Genomic DNA, 17,127 nt, shown 5'->3' with positions numbered 1-17,127 from the left:
GCCGGTAGAGTGCGTTTTCCATTTTCACAGTCACGTTTATTATTTTATCACAAATTCAGGGGAACATTGAGTAGGAATTTCCTCATGGAGACCTTGGATACAGGATAAAGGCCCGGCATTTGTAAAACCTAAGTCTATAGGAGGTGTAGGAAATGGCACTTGATGTCCGTTGTGAGGTTAAAAACTGTGTTTATAACAAAAATGGCTCGGCCTGTGGTGCTGATGAGATTTTCGTTGTCAGCCATAAGGGAACCAAAGCCACCAACAGTGAAGAAACCGATTGTAAAACATTTAAACCGGCAAATGTGTAACTTCCTATAGAAGAAGGCCTGTGTAGCTGCAGGCCTTTTTTTCTTATTTTTCCCTCCTGGAAAGCGCTTCAATTATGCGGAAGGTTCACTATATTCAGAAAAGTCATTGCCAAGAGGGGCTCTTGTTAGTATCATCATGATAAGTTGTTTCCTAACGACAGAATAGATAAAAAGCAATGAGAGGTGTAAGGGATGTACAAGACTAAAAAAGATTTGAGAATCAGAAGTAAAGTCATCAGTGAGGGTGTCAACCGGGTTCCGAACCGTTCGATGTTGAGAGCAGTCGGGTTTAAGGATGAGGATTTTAAAAAGCCGATGATCGGCATCGCCAGCACATGGAGTGAAGTAACCCCATGTAACGTACATATTGATAAACTGGCTGAACAGGCCAAGGGTGGAGCTTCAGACAATGGCGGAGCCCCTATGATTTTTAATACCATTACAGTTGCTGACGGAATTGCAATGGGGCATGAAGGAATGTTTTATTCCCTTCCAAGCCGTGAAGTCATTGCGGATTCCATCGAAACCGTTACAAATGCGGAGCGTCTGGATGGAATTGTAGCGATCGGAGGCTGTGATAAAACAACACCTGGATGCCTGATTTCACTCGGCCGGCTGAACGTTCCATCGGTCTATGTCTATGGAGGTACCATCCAGCCGGGTAAGCTTGACGGGGAAGATATTGATATTGTCTCCTCTTTTGAAGCGGTTGGTCAGTATCATGAAGGCAGTATCGATGAAGAACAGCTGCACAGAGTGGAATGCCATGCCTGTCCAGGCGCCGGTGCGTGCGGAGGAATGTACACAGCCAATACGATGGCTTCCGCGGTAGAGGCTCTTGGAATGAGCATCCCTGGATCTTCCTCCACGCCTGCCGTTCATGACTATAAGGAAAACGAATGCCGTCAGGCAGGAGAGCTTGTTGTTGAGCTGCTTGAGAAAGAAATCTATCCTCGTGATATCATGACAAAAGAAGCGTTCGAAAATGCGATTACGGTTGTCATGGCCCTTGGAGGTTCGACCAACGCGTTTCTCCACCTTCTGGCTATGGCTCATTCGGCAGGTGTCGATCTTGATCTGGATGACTTTGAGCGCATCCGTCAGGAAGTTCCTCACATTGCCGATATGAAGCCGAGCGGGAAATATGTGATGCAGGACCTGTATGAAAGCGGCGGTGTGCCCGCGGTTATGAAGCTCCTATTGGAAGAAGGACTGCTTCATGGAGACTGCTTGACGGTAACCGGGAAAACAGTAGCGGAAAACCTGGCAGAAGTTCCATCACTGAAAGAAGGCCAGAAAGTTATTGTTCCGTTTGATAAGCCGATCAAGCCGAAAGGTCCTTTAGTCGTTTTGAAAGGGAATCTGGCCCCGGAGGGCGCTGTAGCCAAAATGTCAGGTCAGAAAATCAGCCGGTTTGAAGGTCCTGCTAAAGTGTATAACAGTGAAGAAGAAGCAACCAATGCCATCGTCGGGGATGACGTTCAGGAAGGCGATGTCGTTGTCATCCGTAATGTAGGTCCAAAAGGAGGACCTGGAATGCCGGAGATGCTTTCCATAACGGCTATGATTGTAGGGAAAGGCCTGGGAGGAAAAGTGGCCTTGATTACCGACGGCCGTTTCTCAGGGGGGTCCCACGGGTTCGTCATCGGCCACGTTGCCCCGGAAGCCTTTGTCGGGGGACCGATCGGCCTTCTGGAAACTGGAGATACCATCACTATAGACAGTGATACCCAGCAGATTAATTTTGAAGTCAGTGATGAAGAATACGAACGACGTAAGCAGGCATGGGTAAAACCTGAACCGAAGCATAAAACAGGGGTCCTGGCTAAATACGCCCGCCTTGTATCTTCTTCTGCCAAAGGGGCCGTTACTGACCTCGATTTAGACGAATAACATCTCATCCCACTCTCTCAGAGAGTGGGATTCTTTGATCCATCAGGATGAGGGACTCGGCAGGTATATGGATCAGGGCATCGAAATACATAGAGGTAAGGGGAGTGGAAGATGAAAATAGCATGGATAAGACACGGAAGTACGTCATGGAATAAAGAAAAACGGGCTCAGGGCGGCTCGGATATCCCGTTGGATGACGAAGGGAATGAACAGGCAGCCCTGCTTTCCGCACGGCTTGGGAAAGAGAGCTGGGATGTGTTGTACAGCAGTCCATTGAAGAGAGCTGTGCAGACAGCCCAGGCCGCTGCAGACGAGCTGAATGTCACGATTCATCTGGATGAACGTCTGCAGGAAGTCGGCGGCGGACAAATCGAAGGGACGACAGAATCGGAAAGGATTGAAAAATGGGGGGAGGGGTGGCGTGATCTTGATCTGGGAAGAGAACCGGAAGAAGACGTGCTCAAGCGCTGCCGATCTTTCATAGATGATCTGAGGGCAGAGCATCAGGGGAAGCAGATATTGGTTGTGAGTCATGGCGGCATCATCAGCCAAATGCTGCACGTACTGGATCCGTCCCATGTAAATGAAGAAACTATGAAAAACACGTCCATATCAGAAGTGGTGCTTCGTGACAACCAATGGTCGTGTGAACGTTTCAACTGTACAAGGCACTTGGATATGTAACGAAAAGGGTATTTGTAGACACTCATGGTAAAAAGGGATTGAAACGGCTGACGAGAACGATCTCGTCAGCCGTTTTTTTATTCTTTCGTATAGTTCAAATCCCAAGTAATTCCATAGGAGTCTTTCACTTTGGCGAACGTGGCGCCCCAGAACGTATCCTGCAGTTCCATGATGACCGTCCCTTTGTCTTTCAGTCGGTTGTAAATCGTTTCAATTTCTTCAGGACTGTCCATTTCCAAAGCCATCGATATGTTGCTTCCAACTTCAACCTGCTGATCGAGAAAAGAATCAGAGACCATGAAAAAGAGCGGGCCTTTTTTAAAACGGGCATGCATGAGACGATCATCCATTTCAGGCGGCGTATCAAAATCTGCCTCTCCAAACGTCTGCCGGTCTGTAATCTCACCTTCGAATATTTCTTTGTAATGATTCAATGCTTCTTCTGCCTGACCATTAAAAGTAAAATAGGGGGTAGCTTGATGTTTCATTGTGAACACTCCTTTTCTATTTGAGTCTAAAAACAGTATAGCGGTTCTTTCTTAATAAAACAAGAACATTCGTTCTTGTTTTCTGTAATAGTACAGCTCGTTCGATTAGAAATGGACACCGCTTACAAAGGAAGTATAGCATGACTGCGGATCCCCAAGCAGAAAGTAAACAAATACTTTACAACGCTTTACATTCCTGCATCGAGGTATTTTGCATAGGCTTACGCACAAATATAAAAAATTTTCAAAAAACGGTTGCAATTTCCTGTTGGTCGAAGTAAACTGTACCATAACAGATAAACAAAACAATTTCTGTTATAACAAAGGAGGAAAAATAATGAATCATCCGAAAACTGTTTCTGTCCCATGTCCGCAATGTGGTTCTGAAGTTGAAAACCATCATTACACGTATATGTTGGAATGCGATCACTGTCTGTCTAAAAGGGAAGAATAATTTTTGTCATTTCTGTTATATATCAGATATATAATATAATTTTTATTATGCAACAGAAAGATATTTGAAAGGGGATGGAGAAATGAACGAACGTGTTGAAAAACTGAAAAAAAGCTGGAAAGAGGATGAGCGGTGGAATGGCATTGAAAGACCTTACGAAGCTGAAGAGGTCATTCGATTAAGAGGTTCGATTGACATCACACATACGCTGGCAGATAATGGTGCCCGTAAACTTTGGAGTCTTCTTCATCAGGAAGAGTATGTGCATGCGCTGGGAGCTTTAACAGGGAATCAGGCGATGCAGCAGGTGAAAGCCGGATTAAAGGCTATATACTTAAGTGGATGGCAGGTCGCTGCCGATGCAAACCTTTCGGGGCAGATGTATCCGGATCAGAGCCTGTATCCTGCCAACAGCGTGCCCCAGGTCGTTAAGCGGATCAACCAGGCCCTCCAGAGAGCAGATCAGATTCACTATATGGAAGGCCGCGAGGAGATCGATTGGTTTGCACCAATCGTTGCGGATGCGGAAGCTGGTTTTGGGGGACAACTGAATGTATTTGAATTAATGAAAGGAATGATTGAGGCCGGAGCGGCCGGGGTGCATTTTGAGGATCAGCTTTCCTCAGAGAAAAAATGCGGTCATCTTGGTGGAAAGGTGCTGCTCCCGACGCAGACGGCTGTCCGTAATTTGATTTCCGCCAGGTTTGCAGCTGACGTGATGGGAGTGCCTGCCTTGATCATAGCCAGAACGGATGCCAACGCTGCTGATCTCATTACCAGTGATATTGATGATCATGATGCCCCTTTCTTAACAGGGGAGAGGACATCTGAAGGCTTTTATAAAACAACCGCCGGGCTGGATCAGGCCATTGCCAGAGGGCTTGCGTATGCTCCTTATGCAGATCTGGTCTGGTGTGAAACTTCCGAGCCGGATCTGGAAGAAGCGCGGCGTTTTGCTGAAGCCATTCATGAAAAATTCCCTGGCAAACTGCTCGCCTACAATTGTTCTCCTTCGTTTAACTGGAAGAAGAAGCTGAACGATGAAACCATCGCCTCATTCCAGAGGGAGCTCGCGTCTATGGGGTATAAATTCCAATTTGTCACTCTAGCCGGCTTCCATGCCTTGAACCACAGTATGTTTGAGCTGGCCCGCCAATACAAAACTCATGGAATGGCCGCCTATTCACAATTGCAGCAGGCAGAGTTTGCAAGCGAAACACATGGATACTCAGCTACGCGCCATCAGAGGGAAGTCGGGACAGGGTATTTTGATGAAGTGGCTCAAGTCATTACTGGAGGGACATCCTCCACAACCGCTTTGAAGGGATCGACCGAGACAGAACAGTTTTCCCAGACGATCCGTTCGTAGTTAAACGCCCGCCAATTTAATTGGCGGGTTTTTGTGTGGGACGACGTACAAAATCCGCCTAATGTAATAGGGTATGTTATCAAGCCTTTTCAGCGCTCTAAGAAACGGGAGTGATGACATGCCGGTAATTACAGGAAAAGAATACATCAAACGAATAAATGCCCTGCAGTCCGAAGTGTGGCTGCGCGGAAAACGGGTGGAAGGAAACATTTCAGAGCATGAAGCCTTTGAAGGGGTCATTAAAAGCCAGGCCGCTCTTTATGATTTACAAGGCTCCCCATCCTTGGAAGAACAGATGGTGTATGCGTCAGAAACGACAGGAAACAAAATCGGTCTTTCCTACCTCATTCCAAAAACACGGGCGGATTTAGAGAAACGAAGAACGATGATCCAGCATTGGGCCCGTTTCTCCGGAGGTGTGATGGGGAGAAGTCCTGATTACATGAATACGGTGCTCGCTTCCTTCGCCGCGTCCGTAGACGTGCTGGATAATGAGCCCGGATGTTTTCCTGACCGGCTGTTGTCTTTTTATGAATATGCGCGTGAGAATGATCTGTCCTTTACCCACACCTTTGTCAATCCCCAGACCAACCGCTCCAGTCTCGCCTTTCTGGAAAAAGATGTGACAAACGCAGCTATTGTCGATCATACAGATGAAGGAATCATCATTGACGGGGCAAAGCTTCTGGCTACACAAGGAGGTATCACAGATGAGCTCCTCGTGTTTTCAGCACCCGGTGCACAGGACAGCTCACAGGCCTATGGTTTTTCCATTCCTAGTAATACGGCTGGTGTGTCTTTTGTCTGTCGGGAATCCTTTGCACAAAATGGTTCGCGTTTTGACTATCCGCTGGCCTCTCAATTTGAAGAAATGGACACCATTGTCTTGTTTGACCATGTTGTTGTACCGTGGGAACGTGTCTTCCTCCATGAAAATCTCCGCGCTGCGACCAACCTTTATGTCCATGGCAAGTTTGTTCCTTTTACCCTTCATCAAATTACTTCCAGGCAGATTGTGAAGACAGAGTTCATTCTCGGTCTTGCTCAATCCATCGTAGAGATGATCAATATCAGTGATTATCAGCATGTGCAGAGTAAAGTGGTGGAGATTATGAAAGGTCTGGAGACGATGAAGGCCCTGATGCTGAAGGCCGAGTTGGAAGGTGAAGTAGATGAAACGGGGGTTTTTGTTCCAAATAAAGTCCCTCTTTATATAGCGGTCAATCAATTTCAAGAGCTCTATCCGCGTTTTACAGAAATCATTCAGCTTCTGGGCGCAAGTGGGATGATGACAATCCCTGCTGAAGCAGATTTTCAAGGAGAACGGGGGGTGGATCTTGATCATTATCTCCGGGGAGCCGAAAAAGCAGGGAAGGAACGTGTCGCCTTGTTCCGACTGGCCTGGGATATGACAATGAGCAGCTTTGGGGCTCGGCAGACATTGTATGAACGGTTCTTTTTCGGAGATCCTGTCCGCCTTTCCCAGACCATTTACCGGTTGTACGATGATACGGAAATGGTAAGCTGGATCGAGCAGTGTATAAAAAAAGCTGATTAACAGTCAGCTTTTTTGACTGTAGAAAAAGCCTGAGTTAACCAGTTAGAGTTATCCATTTGTCGTGTGAAGGGTCACTTTCCGCTTATCGGTGGAAGAATGCCGCGGGCATGCCCTCAGCTGACTTGGTCAGGGAGTCCGCCTGCCCAAGTGGATCTTCGGCCCGTGCTGTTCCCGCAGGCATCACCACCGAGCGCTCCTCGTGTACGCAGGTTCGAAGATTCAAAAGAACGACATGGGCTGCGCTATGGCCGCTTGCGTGGAAAAGAAAAAGGGAAAGAACAGGCGCTCATGATGGCTGCCTGCCGGAATATGAAAAAGGTTGTCCTCCATCCAGCAAGGATGAGCTGGGTGCAGGAGAGTCTTTGTCGATGTTAAAGAAATCCCAAGGGGCTTTCGCTCCTGGCGGTAAGAAAGAAAAAAGCTTGTAAAGAAACAGGGGTTTCTCTACAAGCTGAGCTGACTAACAGTCAGCTTTTATCTTTTGGCATTGCTTTTTTTGGCTTTCTGTTCGAGCTGGGAATCCGGCTGCTGATCAGCGGCATCCTCGGTTAACCCCTGCGGATTGACAGAAGTTTTTCCTCTTCCTTTAAATGCATGACCTTTTTTACTCATACTCTCCACCTCCTCCTCTGTAGGTTGTGACAGGTGGAGGGATTTCATCCTGAAAGGTTCTGGATGGAATGTTCCGTTATCGATACGAGCATTCTAAAGGAGAAGGAGGGATGATGAATGAAAGGAAAACGCAAACAAACACCTTCTTATGCAGAGGAGTTTTCTGCTGACGGATTAGCGGTAACGAGAGAGCAGGTGTCGGATACACTTACAGAGGGTACGTACGATGCGAAAATTGCTCAGCAGAACGATGAAGGCCATATGATCACAGACGATGGCATTGAAATCAGGAAGCCGGGAAAAAAGAAAAAGTAGAGACTTTATAAAACAGCAGAAAAAGGGAAGCGTTCCATACGCTTCCCTTTTTTATGCTTTCATAAATCCTGGGTGCAGCTGTTTGAATCGGTCCAGAGCAACTTTGCTCTCATGGAAGGAAAATTCATCTTTACTGACCAGGCTTTGATCTATTTTAAATTCGTAATAATTGATGGCCAGGTCCAGGTCCATTTCGGTAAAGAGCAGACCTTGGTCGTAACACTCATCCATATAAGGGATAGGCAGGGAAAAAGGAGCGTCTTCATTTTTTTGAACTTCAACGAACCATCCCATCTGATCGACGTAAACAGGGAGGCCGGTGACGTGCAGGGTGTCTCCATGTGCAAAGCTCTTCACGTCAGCTGTGCCATCTTCTGAGGTTCCAGGACGATATTCAAAAGGTTCGACAACATATAAAAATTGTTCCATGATCATGCTCCTTTCAAATGAGTAAACTCAGTATAGTTGATAATGATTATCACAGTCAAATAACAAGAGTTATTTTTACGTTAATTTTTATAAAATTTGATATAATTATAAAAACAAAGGTTTTCGCAAAGGAGAATCTTTCTATGAATGTCCAAACCCTTGTGAAGGAAGTTGTGTTCCATGACTCCCAGATTATCAACATCCCTCCATCCTTCGAACTGATCGGAAAGGGAAGGAGTGCTTCTGTTTTCCGCATAAGAGAAACAGGAATCGCTGTGAAAGTGTTTTATCCCGGTTATGAGAAGCTCGCCGAAGTGGAGGCCGGAGTGTATGAGAAGCTGGATAATCATGAATTTTTCCCAGCCTTTTATGGAAAAGGCGACGATTTCATCGTTATGGAATATGTGGAAGGGATCACATTTTATGATTGTCTTGTGAAAGGTATTCCGATTACGGAAGACATGATCAACCGGGTGGATGCAGCTCTTGCTTTCGCCTGTCAAATCGGATTGAATCCTTCAGATACTCATTTGAAGAATATTATGCTGACACCTGATGGGCAGGTCAAAGTTATAGATGTCGTAAGGTTCACACAGGATTTTGAATGTCCACAGTGGCAGGATTTGAAAAAAGCCTACCGTACGCTGTACCGGCGGAAGTTTGCTCCGAAAAAGTATCCGGTTTTCTTCATTGAATTCATTATCCGGCTGTACCGGAGAAAACTGCTGCCGATTTAAATGGAGGAAAGGGTTTTGTCCACCCAGGTTCTGGGAAACGCTCTATAAATACCAGGAAAGGTGGAATGAATCGTGACAGAATATCGATTGAGTGATGTGGAAGTAGGAAAAAACTACAAGGCGAAAGAACTGGACAGTTTTGTTTCAACAACAGACGTCGTCGTTCTATCGAATAACGAATCCCAGCTTTTCACAGAACCTGAGCGGGAATACAAAGTGGTCGATGCCTTTGAAGGCTTCTTTGAACATTCATCCAATGATGGGGAGAAGTATTTCCGTAATAAGAAAACATACATTGTAGAAAAAGTATAAACGAAAAGACTGTCGATTGACCGACAGTCTTTTTTTGCGGACGAATGGCAGCAGCCATCCAATGTGAGCTGCACGTGGCAGAATTTCTTTAATAGCGGAGCTTCATCAATATGGAAGTGATGTCATCATCTTTTTTTAATGTTTCATGGTGTTTTTTAGTAATTTCCAAAAGGGCGACATCGTGATAGAAGAATTCAGTGAAAAATTTCACGAGAGGTTTGGAGAGCGTATGCACCCCCTGGAATTGATCCCTTTCCATTCCAGCAAACAAAACTTCCCTTCCATCGATGATCAGGAGTTTATGCCGTTCTAGTCCTTGGTGTCTCTCGTCCGGGACGAGGGTGTGGGGATCCAGTTCTCCGACAGGAATTTCCCCGACAGATAACAATTCCACATGAATGCCTTCTGCCTGCTTTCTTTCAAGGAGGTCCACAAACGGAGTCAGTTCATCGTTCCAGCCTGTCAGCAGTATTTCATTGGCAGCCTTCTCAATCAAATTTTCCATAAGGACGTGAATGCTGTGGTTATTCTTCAAGGTCCAGACGCGTTCATCAGCGTCAGGAATCTCTGATTTGTGATTTCGCAGCTGTTCAATGTGATCTTCAAATTCAGCCGTCAGTTTTTTGATCGTCATTTCAATAGGAAGGGCTGTGTACAGCTTCTTTTTTTCATGAAAAGATGTTAGAATCAATCCTTTTTCTTCCAGACGCTGCAGGACTTCATACACTTTGGATTTAGGAACATGGGAATATTTAACGACCGTTGCGGCATCCAGCGCTTGATCACTGGAGGACAGGACTTCATAGACTTGACTTTCATACTGGGTAAAACCGAAATTCTGTAACATGGGCTTCCTCTTTTCTTCTTGTTGTCCTCAGGATACACGATGTTCCCTTCACGCGTAAATATTCCCTCTTGTTTTTCTATGTCTATGTAGTTACCATTGTAGTGGTAACCAAAAGAAGAGAGGGTTCATGTGATGAATAAAAAAGTATACCTGCTGGCGCTCGTCGCTTTTGTCGTCGGAACTGTTGAGTTGATTATTGGTGGGATTCTGGACCTGGTCGCGGAAGATCTCAATGTGTCCCTTGGAAAAGCGGGGCTTCTCATTTCTGTTTTTTCTTTAGTCTTTGCCGTGGCGTCCCCCGTCCTCTTAACGGTGACGGCCCGTGTAGAACGTAAAAAATTGATGATGACCACCTTGGTCATATTCTTTATCGGTAACCTGCTTGCCTACTGGAGTCCTACTTATTCCATCATCATGGCAGCAAGAGTCCTGACTGCAGCAACAGGGTCACTTCTAGTAGTGCTGGCTGTAACAATGGCGTCTTCAGTCGTTGACAAGAAGTACAGAGGTCGAGCGATCGGTACCATTTTCATGGGCATCTCCGGGTCGCTCGTGCTCGGTGTTCCCATCGGTCTGACGATAGGAAACGCGTTCGGATGGCGCGCTCCATTTCTACTCATCAGCATCCTGACACTCGTATCTATGGCAGCAGTCATGATTCTACTTGAGAAAGTGGCCCCTAAACCTGTCTTATCCGTGAGAAGACAGCTTCAGACGTTGAAAAATAAGAAAATATGGAGTGCTCAGATGACTTCCTTTTTATTTTTAACCGGTCACTTGACCCTCTATGCTTATTTAACGCCTTATTTGAAAACGGTCATGGGAATGAATGGCACATGGGTCAGTGTGATTTATTTCGTATTTGGAACGGCAGCGGTGATCGGAGGGGGAATCGGAGGTGTGCTCTCTGATAAATTCGGCTCGGAAAAGAGTATCATCGGAATTATCCTTGTGTTTGCAGCGGCTATTTTTACGATTCCCTTCACGACATCTGTACTACCGGTTTTCCTTGTCGTCCTTGTCGTTTGGAGTGCGCTCAGCTGGGCCGTAACCCCTGCGCAGCAGAATTACTTGATTTCATCAGCACCAGAATCAGCAGACATACAGCAGAGTTTAAATAATTCAGCCCTTCATTTCGGAATCGCTTTTGGATCATTGATTGGCGGTTTCGTCATTGAACAGGGGGCGGTTTCTCTTAACCCGACAGTAGGTGGATTCTTTATTCTTGCAGCACTGGTGACGGCTGGCTTCTCTATCACCCGTAAAACCGAATCGAAGAAAGAAAAAGCTGCCTGACAAAAAACAGGACATCTGAATTCAGATGTCCTGTTTTTCTATTCGCCGCTTGTTACTGCTGTCCTTTTTTCATGGTTTGAGCGATTTGAACCGTCCGGGCGGCCTGATGCTTGGCGGCAGCTTCTACATCCTCGACCATGTTCCCTTCCTGATCGACAGAAACACTCGTTCCATATGGGTTCCCGCCGGCACCGAAAATCACCGGATCCGTGTAGCCGGGAGCCGCAATGATTGCTCCCCAGTGCATCATGGATGTGTAGAGGGAAAGAAGAGTCGCTTCCTGACCGCCATGAGGGTTCTGGGCAGAAGTCATGCCGCTGACCACTTTATTAATCGTTCTGCCGTTTGCCCAGAGCCCTCCCTGCATATCGATGAACTGCTTCATTTGAGAAGGAAGGTTTCCGAAGCGCGTCGGCATACTGAAGATGATGACATCGGCCCATTCAATATCTTCAGATGTGGCGGCAGGAATATCCTTGATTTTTTCTACGGTCGCTTTCCATCCTTCATTCGCTTCAATCACGGATTGAGGAGCGAGTTCATCCACCTTCAGCAATTTAACCTCAGCCCCGGCTTCTTCTGCTCCTTTCGCCGCCCATTGAGCCATTGTATAGTTTGTTCCACCCATTGTATAAAAAATTACAGCTGCTTTTACGTTCGACATATGCTCCATCTCCTTTGGTTGATTATTGAATAACTTTTTCATAAATCCCATTTTGTTCACCTTCCTGCTGAATCACTTGTCTTTTTATCTATATTCTCGAATTCGAGATATATCGGTAAAAAAATGTGTGGTCATTTATCTTGAATTCGAGATTAATTATATATCCAGTCTTCCGGGTTGTCAACACAAAAAGAAATGAATTTGGAAAAAGGGAAAAATTTTGGCTGGCATCCTTAAGAATAGGTGCCTTGGAGCGGCACATAATAAGATTGTTCCACATGTGAGGAGGCGATTGAGATGGGCAGAGATGAACATCACAAAGGAAAAGGGAAGCAGAAACGAAAGCTTCCGCAGACTCCTAAAAGTCAAAAACATGCGAACATCGATGTTGAGTTTTCTGAAGAACTGGCTGACAGGGAAGATAAGATTGCTCAAGAACGAGCGAAAGCGGCCGACCGCAGAGCTCACAAACGTATGTAAAAAAAAACAGCCTTCAGGTTTCATCCTGAAGGCTGTTTTTGTATATATTATTTATACAGAATAAATTGTTTGAACTTAATTATGTTTATGGTATAATTCAAAATTGTGAGTGAAATTCATAAGGAATGAATGTACTAAAGGAGGCGTTCGTATGAAACAGTGGAAAAAATGGCTGCCCGTTTTTCTGATGGCCGGTTTGATCGTATTGACGGCCTGTGGAGAATCCACAGAGGAAAGCGGCACAGAAGCAGACAGTGATGATGATAAAGGTACCATACATATTGGAATGAATAACTGGGCTGAGAATGTGGCTGTATCAAACATGTGGAAGCTTATTCTTGAAGATAAAGGATATACGGTGGAACTGGAACAGGTTGAAAAAGGCTTTTTATATGAAGCACTAGCAAGTGGTGACCTCGACATTGGAACAGAAATCTGGCTTCCGAATACAGACCAGCCTTTTTATGAAAAATATGAAGATGAGATCGATTGGCGCGAGACATGGTATGAGGGAACGGAACTTGGTTTGGCTGTCCCGGCTTATATGGAAGATATCAATACTATAGAGGATCTGAAAAGCACAGATCAGTTTTCCGACAATCAGATTGTAGGGATTTCTGCCGGAGCAAGCATTATGAATTTGACGGAGGAAGCCATTAAAGAATACGACTTGGACTATTCCCTGCTTTCTTCTGGAGAGCCGACAATGATTACAGAACTGAAAAATGCCATGGCTGATGAAGAGCCGATTGTAGCGACACTTTGGAAGCCGCACTGGGTCTTTGCAGAAATGGATGTGAAGATTCTGGAAGATACGAAAAATGTTTATGGGGATTCTGAAAATATTTCCTATGCAGCAAGACTTGGGTTGAAAGAGGACCATCCAGAAGTGGTGAAATGGTGGGACAGCTTCAAACTTGATGACAATCAGCTTGGAAGTCTCATGGCTTCCATAAATGAAGCGGATTCTGAGGAAGAAGGTGCCCGTCAATGGTTGGATGAGCATCAGGATCTCGTAAATGAATGGACAGAAGAATAAATAGGAATAGAACTGCCCCCTCGGGCGGATCTCCCGGCTGCCGATTATCCAATCGGCAGCTTTTTTTATAGGAAGCATCAACATCCGACCAGGCCATATTTAAAAAAAAGACAGACGATCGGGGAGAGAAAACAGAACCCATCTCTTTGGCAGAGTCTGGTTCCTGTTAAAAAATTCAGTCAATTCTGATATAATATGACAATATATGGATGGGGGGAGCTGCGATGAAAGAAATAAAAGCTGTTCAAAAAGCACAGCGCTTTTTAGGTGAACGGATAGTGGGAAATGATCAGACGATAGAGTTATTGTTTGCGGCCCTGATTGCTGAAGGGCATGTGCTTCTTGAAAGTGTACCCGGCTCAGGAAAAACACAGTTAGCCAAGCTGTTTGCGCAACTGATGAATGGCAGGTTTTCAAGAGTGCAGTTCACTCCTGACGTCCTGCCGAGTGATGTGACGGGAGTGAGGGTGTACAACCCGAAGACAATGGAATTCGAACTGCATCCAGGACCAGCCGTTACGAATATTCTGCTGGCTGATGAAATTAACCGAGCCTCTCCAAAAACCCAGTCCAGCCTTTTGGAAGTGATGGAAGAAAGGCAGACGACCGTGGATGGACAAACCATTCCGATTGCTCCACCTTTCATTGTAATAGCTACCCAAAACCCTGTGGAGACCGGCCAGGGGACTTTTCCGCTGCCGGAAGCTCAGCTGGATCGTTTCTTGTTTAAAATAGATATGGGTTATCCGTCGGAAGAAGAGGAAAAGCGCATTCTGATGGAATACCAGCAGGGCAGGCCATCCGAGCAAGTTCCGCCCATGCTGTCCCTGGAAGAAATCCTGCACTTACGGAAAGAGGCGGGGAAAGTCCAGCTTGAAGCAGATACGTTGACCTATCTGCTTGATCTCGTCCGAATGACGAGAGAGAAGAAAGAGATTGAACGGGGAGCAAGCACGCGTGCATCCATAGCCTTGATGAAGGCATCCCAGGCCAGGGCTTTACTGAAAGGGAGGAGCTATGTCCTTCCTGATGATATCACCTTTCTTGCACCCTCCGTGCTGGAGCACCGAATCGTCTTATCCATGGAAGGAGCGCTCCGCAGGACAAAAGTGGAAATTCTGCAAGACGTGTTACGCGAAGTTCCCGTGCCTGTCGAAGCCGGTTACCACTCATGAAAGCATGGGTGAAGGAAACAGGAGATGAAACGAGATTTTATGATAGGGCGATGGCTGCGTCTGTTGTCATGATCGTAATATCCGTAGTCGTCGATCGTTTCATCCTTTTTGTGCCTGCCGCTATGCTTCTGCTTCTCGTAGGAATGGGGAAAATCTATGATCGTTATAGTGGAAAAAAACTCTTTTTTCACCATGAGAAAAAAACCATCCGCCTTTTTCCGGGAGAATCCACATCGCTGAAGCTGCAGATCGAAAACGGTTCCCGCTTCCCGATGCTGAATGGGAGACTATCCTTTCACACAGGAAACTCTGTGAAGAACATGGAACGGCAAACCATAGACAAAGAAGACTATCACTATAAACTGCCGCTCACCCTCCATGGAAAAGGGGCTGCCTATCTGAATCTACCATTGGAAGCAGTCCACAGGGGGACGACGAAGGTGAAGCATGTGTCTTTCACCTATCCTCACATCATTACCTTCATTCCCGTTCGATTGACGTATCAAAAGCCGGTTCATACAGAATTTCTCGTTTATCCAGAGCTGGTGCCGATCATGGGAGTGGATGAGTACTTTCACCGAAGGTCCGGAGCCCATCATGCGCCCGAATCCATCGTTGAAGATCCGTCCTCACCTGCCGGGGTAAGGGATTACATATCAGGGGATTCGATTAAACGTATTCACTGGAAAGCATCGGCCAAAGCCCAAACCTTGAAGACGAAAATACTGGAAAAACAGATGAACAAGGAAATGACCATCTTTATCAATCTCACCCAGCACTCGAGGCTTGGACATGCTTATCGGTCCGGCCAATTAGAACGGCTGCTTTCGGCTGCCGGTTCTTTTTGTATGAAGGCGGCCCATTTTGAAGTCCCTTACGAATTGTTCGTGAATGTGAAAAGGCCGCACCAAGCATCCATCTTCAAGCAGGAAAGTGGAGAAGGTGCCCTGCATGTAAAACATTCGCTTGAACTTTTGGCACGGGTGGATAAATCGTTTCCTGTGCAGGAGATGTCTCCGGTCATGTATAAATGGGACCAGCAGACAGAAAAACAGAATACGGTGGTTATTGTCGGGGATGTGGATGGAGAGATGAAGGATATTTTACACGAATGGCAGTGGAAGGGACGGAACATCCTGATTTTGGAAACGGAAAAGGATGCGGCATTTCTTTATGCATGGAAGAGGAGGAGATAATGTGATGCGTCATTTCCGGATGTCTATTGTTTTCGTGTACCAGTTCATGGCTGAATCGGTTGTCTTTTATCTCGTACTTTCCCTCTTCCCTGTGACTGCTTCCCTGCTGTCTTTTATAAGCTATTTCCTTTATATGATCTCGGTTCTTGTGTTGTTTGTCATGATTCGTCCGGAATCCGGCCGCCCGCTTCGATCGCTTTTGTTTACAGGCGGTCTGATAGGGACTGGGTATTTGTCGGGGCTGTCCCTCTTCCTTTTGCTGCTCTGCGGAGCCTTCTTTTTATGGCGACTCTTTCTGCACAATAAAGAAGAGGATTTGGAGAATGAACGTCTCATCTTGATAAGTGCAGCGATGCTTACATTTATCCAATTACTATTGTATAACCGCCCCTTTGCAGCAGGGATTCTGGTCCTTACGTTCGTCATGGTCTGGGTGGGACAGTTTACAGCCGGCTTATTGTGGACAGAAGTGGCTGATAAGAAGGAAAGCGGGCGTGATCTCCTTTTATACAGCGGTTTAATGACTGGAGCTTTTGCAGTCATTTTAGGAGGATATCCTTTGTTCAGTCGAATCTTAACCTTGTTGTTCAAGGGCGTGCTGTATCTGCTTACCGGGGTTTTCACTGGATTCCTCTATCTGCTCGCTTTCTTTGGCTTCGACCTTGAGGACGCTGGTACATTTCAAACAGATCCTTTGGAGCAGCTGAAATGGGGCGAAACGGAGATCCACCAGATGACCAATACAGAAGGTGGAGAAAATGGGAGCCGGTCAGACCAGGTGGCACAGGCCGTGGAATGGTGGGGATATGGTCTAGCTGTCGCATTCCTCCTTCTTGTTATCCTGCTTCTTTATAAAAATTGGAACAATAAAAGGGAAGAGACTCTAAAAAAGGATGCGTGGACATATTCATCATCCGGGATACAGGTGGAAAACAGGTATAAGCAGACCCGGCGAAGGTTCCGCAGATCTTCTTCCTCGGGATATGTAAGGCAACAATTCCGCCGATTCGAGAAGGAAGCAGAAAGGCTTGGCTTCCCCAGGCATACCTATGAATCTGCAGGAGCATGGTTCCAAAGGCTGGATCTCTCCTATCCTGTTCTCGAGGTTTATGAAAAAGCCCGTTACGGAGGGATAGACCTCACCGAGCAGGAGACAAGACAGTTCGCAGACCAGCTGGATGGATTGAAGAAGCAGCTTGCCTGTAGAAAAGAAGTTTAAGCACTCATCTTTCAGGAAACATAGTCAATATAGCTAGTTGAACTATTGA

Annotated in this window: 20 protein-coding genes; 15 read left to right on the top strand and 5 right to left on the bottom strand. The window is 46.1% G+C overall.

The window, feature by feature from the left end:
• Window positions 1-152 precede the first annotated feature (152 nt).
• The 3 genes from QMA39_RS08690 to QMA39_RS08680 all read left to right on the top strand — a co-directional run bounded on the left by QMA39_RS08690 (window position 153) and on the right by QMA39_RS08680 (window position 2,888).
• Complete coding sequence (locus QMA39_RS08690) at window positions 153-311, top strand: DUF1540 domain-containing protein (RefSeq protein WP_084163208.1); 159 nt, start codon at window positions 153-155, stop codon at window positions 309-311.
• Between the two features lie 192 nt (window positions 312-503).
• Window positions 504-2,204 carry a dihydroxy-acid dehydratase gene (gene ilvD / locus QMA39_RS08685; protein WP_281658431.1) on the top strand — a complete coding sequence of 567 codons (1,701 nt, stop codon included), beginning with the start codon at window positions 504-506 and terminating at the stop codon, window positions 2,202-2,204.
• A gap of 111 nt (window positions 2,205-2,315) precedes the next feature.
• Complete coding sequence (locus tag QMA39_RS08680) at window positions 2,316-2,888, top strand: histidine phosphatase family protein (RefSeq protein WP_281658430.1); 573 nt, start codon at window positions 2,316-2,318, stop codon at window positions 2,886-2,888.
• Between the two features lie 77 nt (window positions 2,889-2,965).
• Here QMA39_RS08680 and QMA39_RS08675 read toward each other — a convergent pair whose 3' ends face one another.
• Window positions 2,966-3,376 carry a VOC family protein gene (locus tag QMA39_RS08675; protein WP_206933545.1) on the bottom strand — a complete coding sequence of 137 codons (411 nt, stop codon included), beginning with the start codon at window positions 3,374-3,376 and terminating at the stop codon, window positions 2,966-2,968.
• 337 nt (window positions 3,377-3,713) lie between these two features.
• Between QMA39_RS08675 and QMA39_RS08670 the strand changes: the two genes are divergently transcribed.
• From QMA39_RS08670 to hpaB, 3 genes are all read left to right on the top strand, one after another.
• Complete coding sequence (locus QMA39_RS08670; protein ID WP_156896523.1) at window positions 3,714-3,830, top strand: YhfH family protein; 117 nt, start codon at window positions 3,714-3,716, stop codon at window positions 3,828-3,830.
• An 82-nt stretch (window positions 3,831-3,912) separates the two neighbouring features.
• Complete coding sequence (aceA, locus tag QMA39_RS08665) at window positions 3,913-5,199, top strand: isocitrate lyase (protein ID WP_281658429.1); 1,287 nt, start codon at window positions 3,913-3,915, stop codon at window positions 5,197-5,199.
• Between the two features lie 118 nt (window positions 5,200-5,317).
• A complete protein-coding gene (gene hpaB, locus QMA39_RS08660) occupies window positions 5,318-6,757 on the top strand; it encodes a 4-hydroxyphenylacetate 3-monooxygenase, oxygenase component (RefSeq protein ID WP_281658428.1) in 1,440 nt (479 codons plus the stop codon).
• Window positions 6,758-7,231: 474 nt separating this feature from the next.
• Here hpaB and QMA39_RS08655 read toward each other — a convergent pair whose 3' ends face one another.
• Window positions 7,232-7,369: a hypothetical protein gene (locus QMA39_RS08655; protein WP_169516223.1), complete on the bottom strand. Its 138-nt coding sequence runs from the start codon at window positions 7,367-7,369 to the stop codon at window positions 7,232-7,234.
• Between the two features lie 117 nt (window positions 7,370-7,486).
• On the opposite strand from QMA39_RS08655, the gene QMA39_RS08650 reads away from it, so the two are divergent.
• Window positions 7,487-7,684 (top strand): YozQ family protein, encoded by a 198-nt coding sequence (locus QMA39_RS08650; RefSeq protein ID WP_035532629.1) that lies wholly within the window; start codon window positions 7,487-7,489, stop codon window positions 7,682-7,684.
• Window positions 7,685-7,735: 51 nt separating this feature from the next.
• On the opposite strand, the gene QMA39_RS08645 is transcribed toward QMA39_RS08650, so the two are convergent.
• Window positions 7,736-8,113, bottom strand: a complete 378-nt coding sequence (locus QMA39_RS08645; protein WP_027956387.1) for a hypothetical protein — start codon at window positions 8,111-8,113, stop codon at window positions 7,736-7,738.
• A 143-nt stretch (window positions 8,114-8,256) separates the two neighbouring features.
• Here QMA39_RS08645 and QMA39_RS08640 point away from each other — a divergent pair, with 143 nt between their 5' ends.
• Both QMA39_RS08640 and QMA39_RS08635 read left to right on the top strand, forming a co-directional pair.
• The gene (locus QMA39_RS08640; protein ID WP_281658427.1) at window positions 8,257-8,850 is read left to right on the top strand and encodes a serine/threonine protein kinase; all 594 of its coding nucleotides are present in this window, start codon (window positions 8,257-8,259) and stop codon (window positions 8,848-8,850) included.
• A gap of 72 nt (window positions 8,851-8,922) precedes the next feature.
• Complete coding sequence (locus QMA39_RS08635) at window positions 8,923-9,162, top strand: hypothetical protein (protein WP_206933550.1); 240 nt, start codon at window positions 8,923-8,925, stop codon at window positions 9,160-9,162.
• A gap of 88 nt (window positions 9,163-9,250) precedes the next feature.
• Here QMA39_RS08635 and QMA39_RS08630 read toward each other — a convergent pair whose 3' ends face one another.
• Window positions 9,251-10,009, bottom strand: a complete 759-nt coding sequence (locus tag QMA39_RS08630) for a helix-turn-helix domain-containing protein (RefSeq protein ID WP_281658426.1) — start codon at window positions 10,007-10,009, stop codon at window positions 9,251-9,253.
• 132 nt (window positions 10,010-10,141) lie between these two features.
• Between QMA39_RS08630 and QMA39_RS08625 the strand changes: the two genes are divergently transcribed.
• The gene (locus QMA39_RS08625; RefSeq protein ID WP_281658425.1) at window positions 10,142-11,305 is read left to right on the top strand and encodes an MFS transporter; all 1,164 of its coding nucleotides are present in this window, start codon (window positions 10,142-10,144) and stop codon (window positions 11,303-11,305) included.
• A 52-nt stretch (window positions 11,306-11,357) separates the two neighbouring features.
• Here QMA39_RS08625 and wrbA read toward each other — a convergent pair whose 3' ends face one another.
• Entirely contained in the window at window positions 11,358-11,969 is a 612-nt protein-coding gene (gene wrbA / locus QMA39_RS08620) for an NAD(P)H:quinone oxidoreductase (protein WP_027956392.1), read from the bottom strand.
• Window positions 11,970-12,266: 297 nt separating this feature from the next.
• Between wrbA and QMA39_RS08615 the strand changes: the two genes are divergently transcribed.
• The 5 genes from QMA39_RS08615 (at window position 12,267) to QMA39_RS08595 (ending at window position 17,078) form a co-directional block, all read left to right on the top strand.
• On the top strand, window positions 12,267-12,449 hold the full coding sequence (locus QMA39_RS08615) for a YfhD family protein (protein ID WP_027956393.1): 183 nt from the start codon (window positions 12,267-12,269) through the stop codon (window positions 12,447-12,449).
• Window positions 12,450-12,600: 151 nt separating this feature from the next.
• Window positions 12,601-13,488 (top strand): glycine betaine ABC transporter substrate-binding protein, encoded by an 888-nt coding sequence (locus QMA39_RS08610; protein ID WP_206933556.1) that lies wholly within the window; start codon window positions 12,601-12,603, stop codon window positions 13,486-13,488.
• A gap of 224 nt (window positions 13,489-13,712) precedes the next feature.
• Window positions 13,713-14,663 (top strand): MoxR family ATPase, encoded by a 951-nt coding sequence (locus tag QMA39_RS08605; RefSeq protein ID WP_206933557.1) that lies wholly within the window; start codon window positions 13,713-13,715, stop codon window positions 14,661-14,663.
• Window positions 14,660-15,859 carry a DUF58 domain-containing protein gene (locus QMA39_RS08600; RefSeq protein ID WP_281658424.1) on the top strand — a complete coding sequence of 400 codons (1,200 nt, stop codon included), beginning with the start codon at window positions 14,660-14,662 and terminating at the stop codon, window positions 15,857-15,859. Before QMA39_RS08605 ends, QMA39_RS08600 begins: the two co-directional genes overlap by 4 nt.
• A 4-nt stretch (window positions 15,860-15,863) precedes the next feature.
• Window positions 15,864-17,078, top strand: coding sequence for a DUF4129 domain-containing protein (locus QMA39_RS08595; protein WP_281658714.1), 1,215 nt, complete (start codon window positions 15,864-15,866; stop codon window positions 17,076-17,078).
• The last annotated feature ends 49 nt before the right edge of the window (window positions 17,079-17,127 follow it).

The sequence above is a fragment of the Halobacillus sp. Cin3 genome (assembly GCF_947311855.1).
Taxonomy (GTDB): Bacteria; Bacillota; Bacilli; order Bacillales; family Halobacillaceae; genus Halobacillus; species Halobacillus kuroshimensis.
This window is presented reverse-complemented; position numbering and strand designations above follow the sequence as displayed.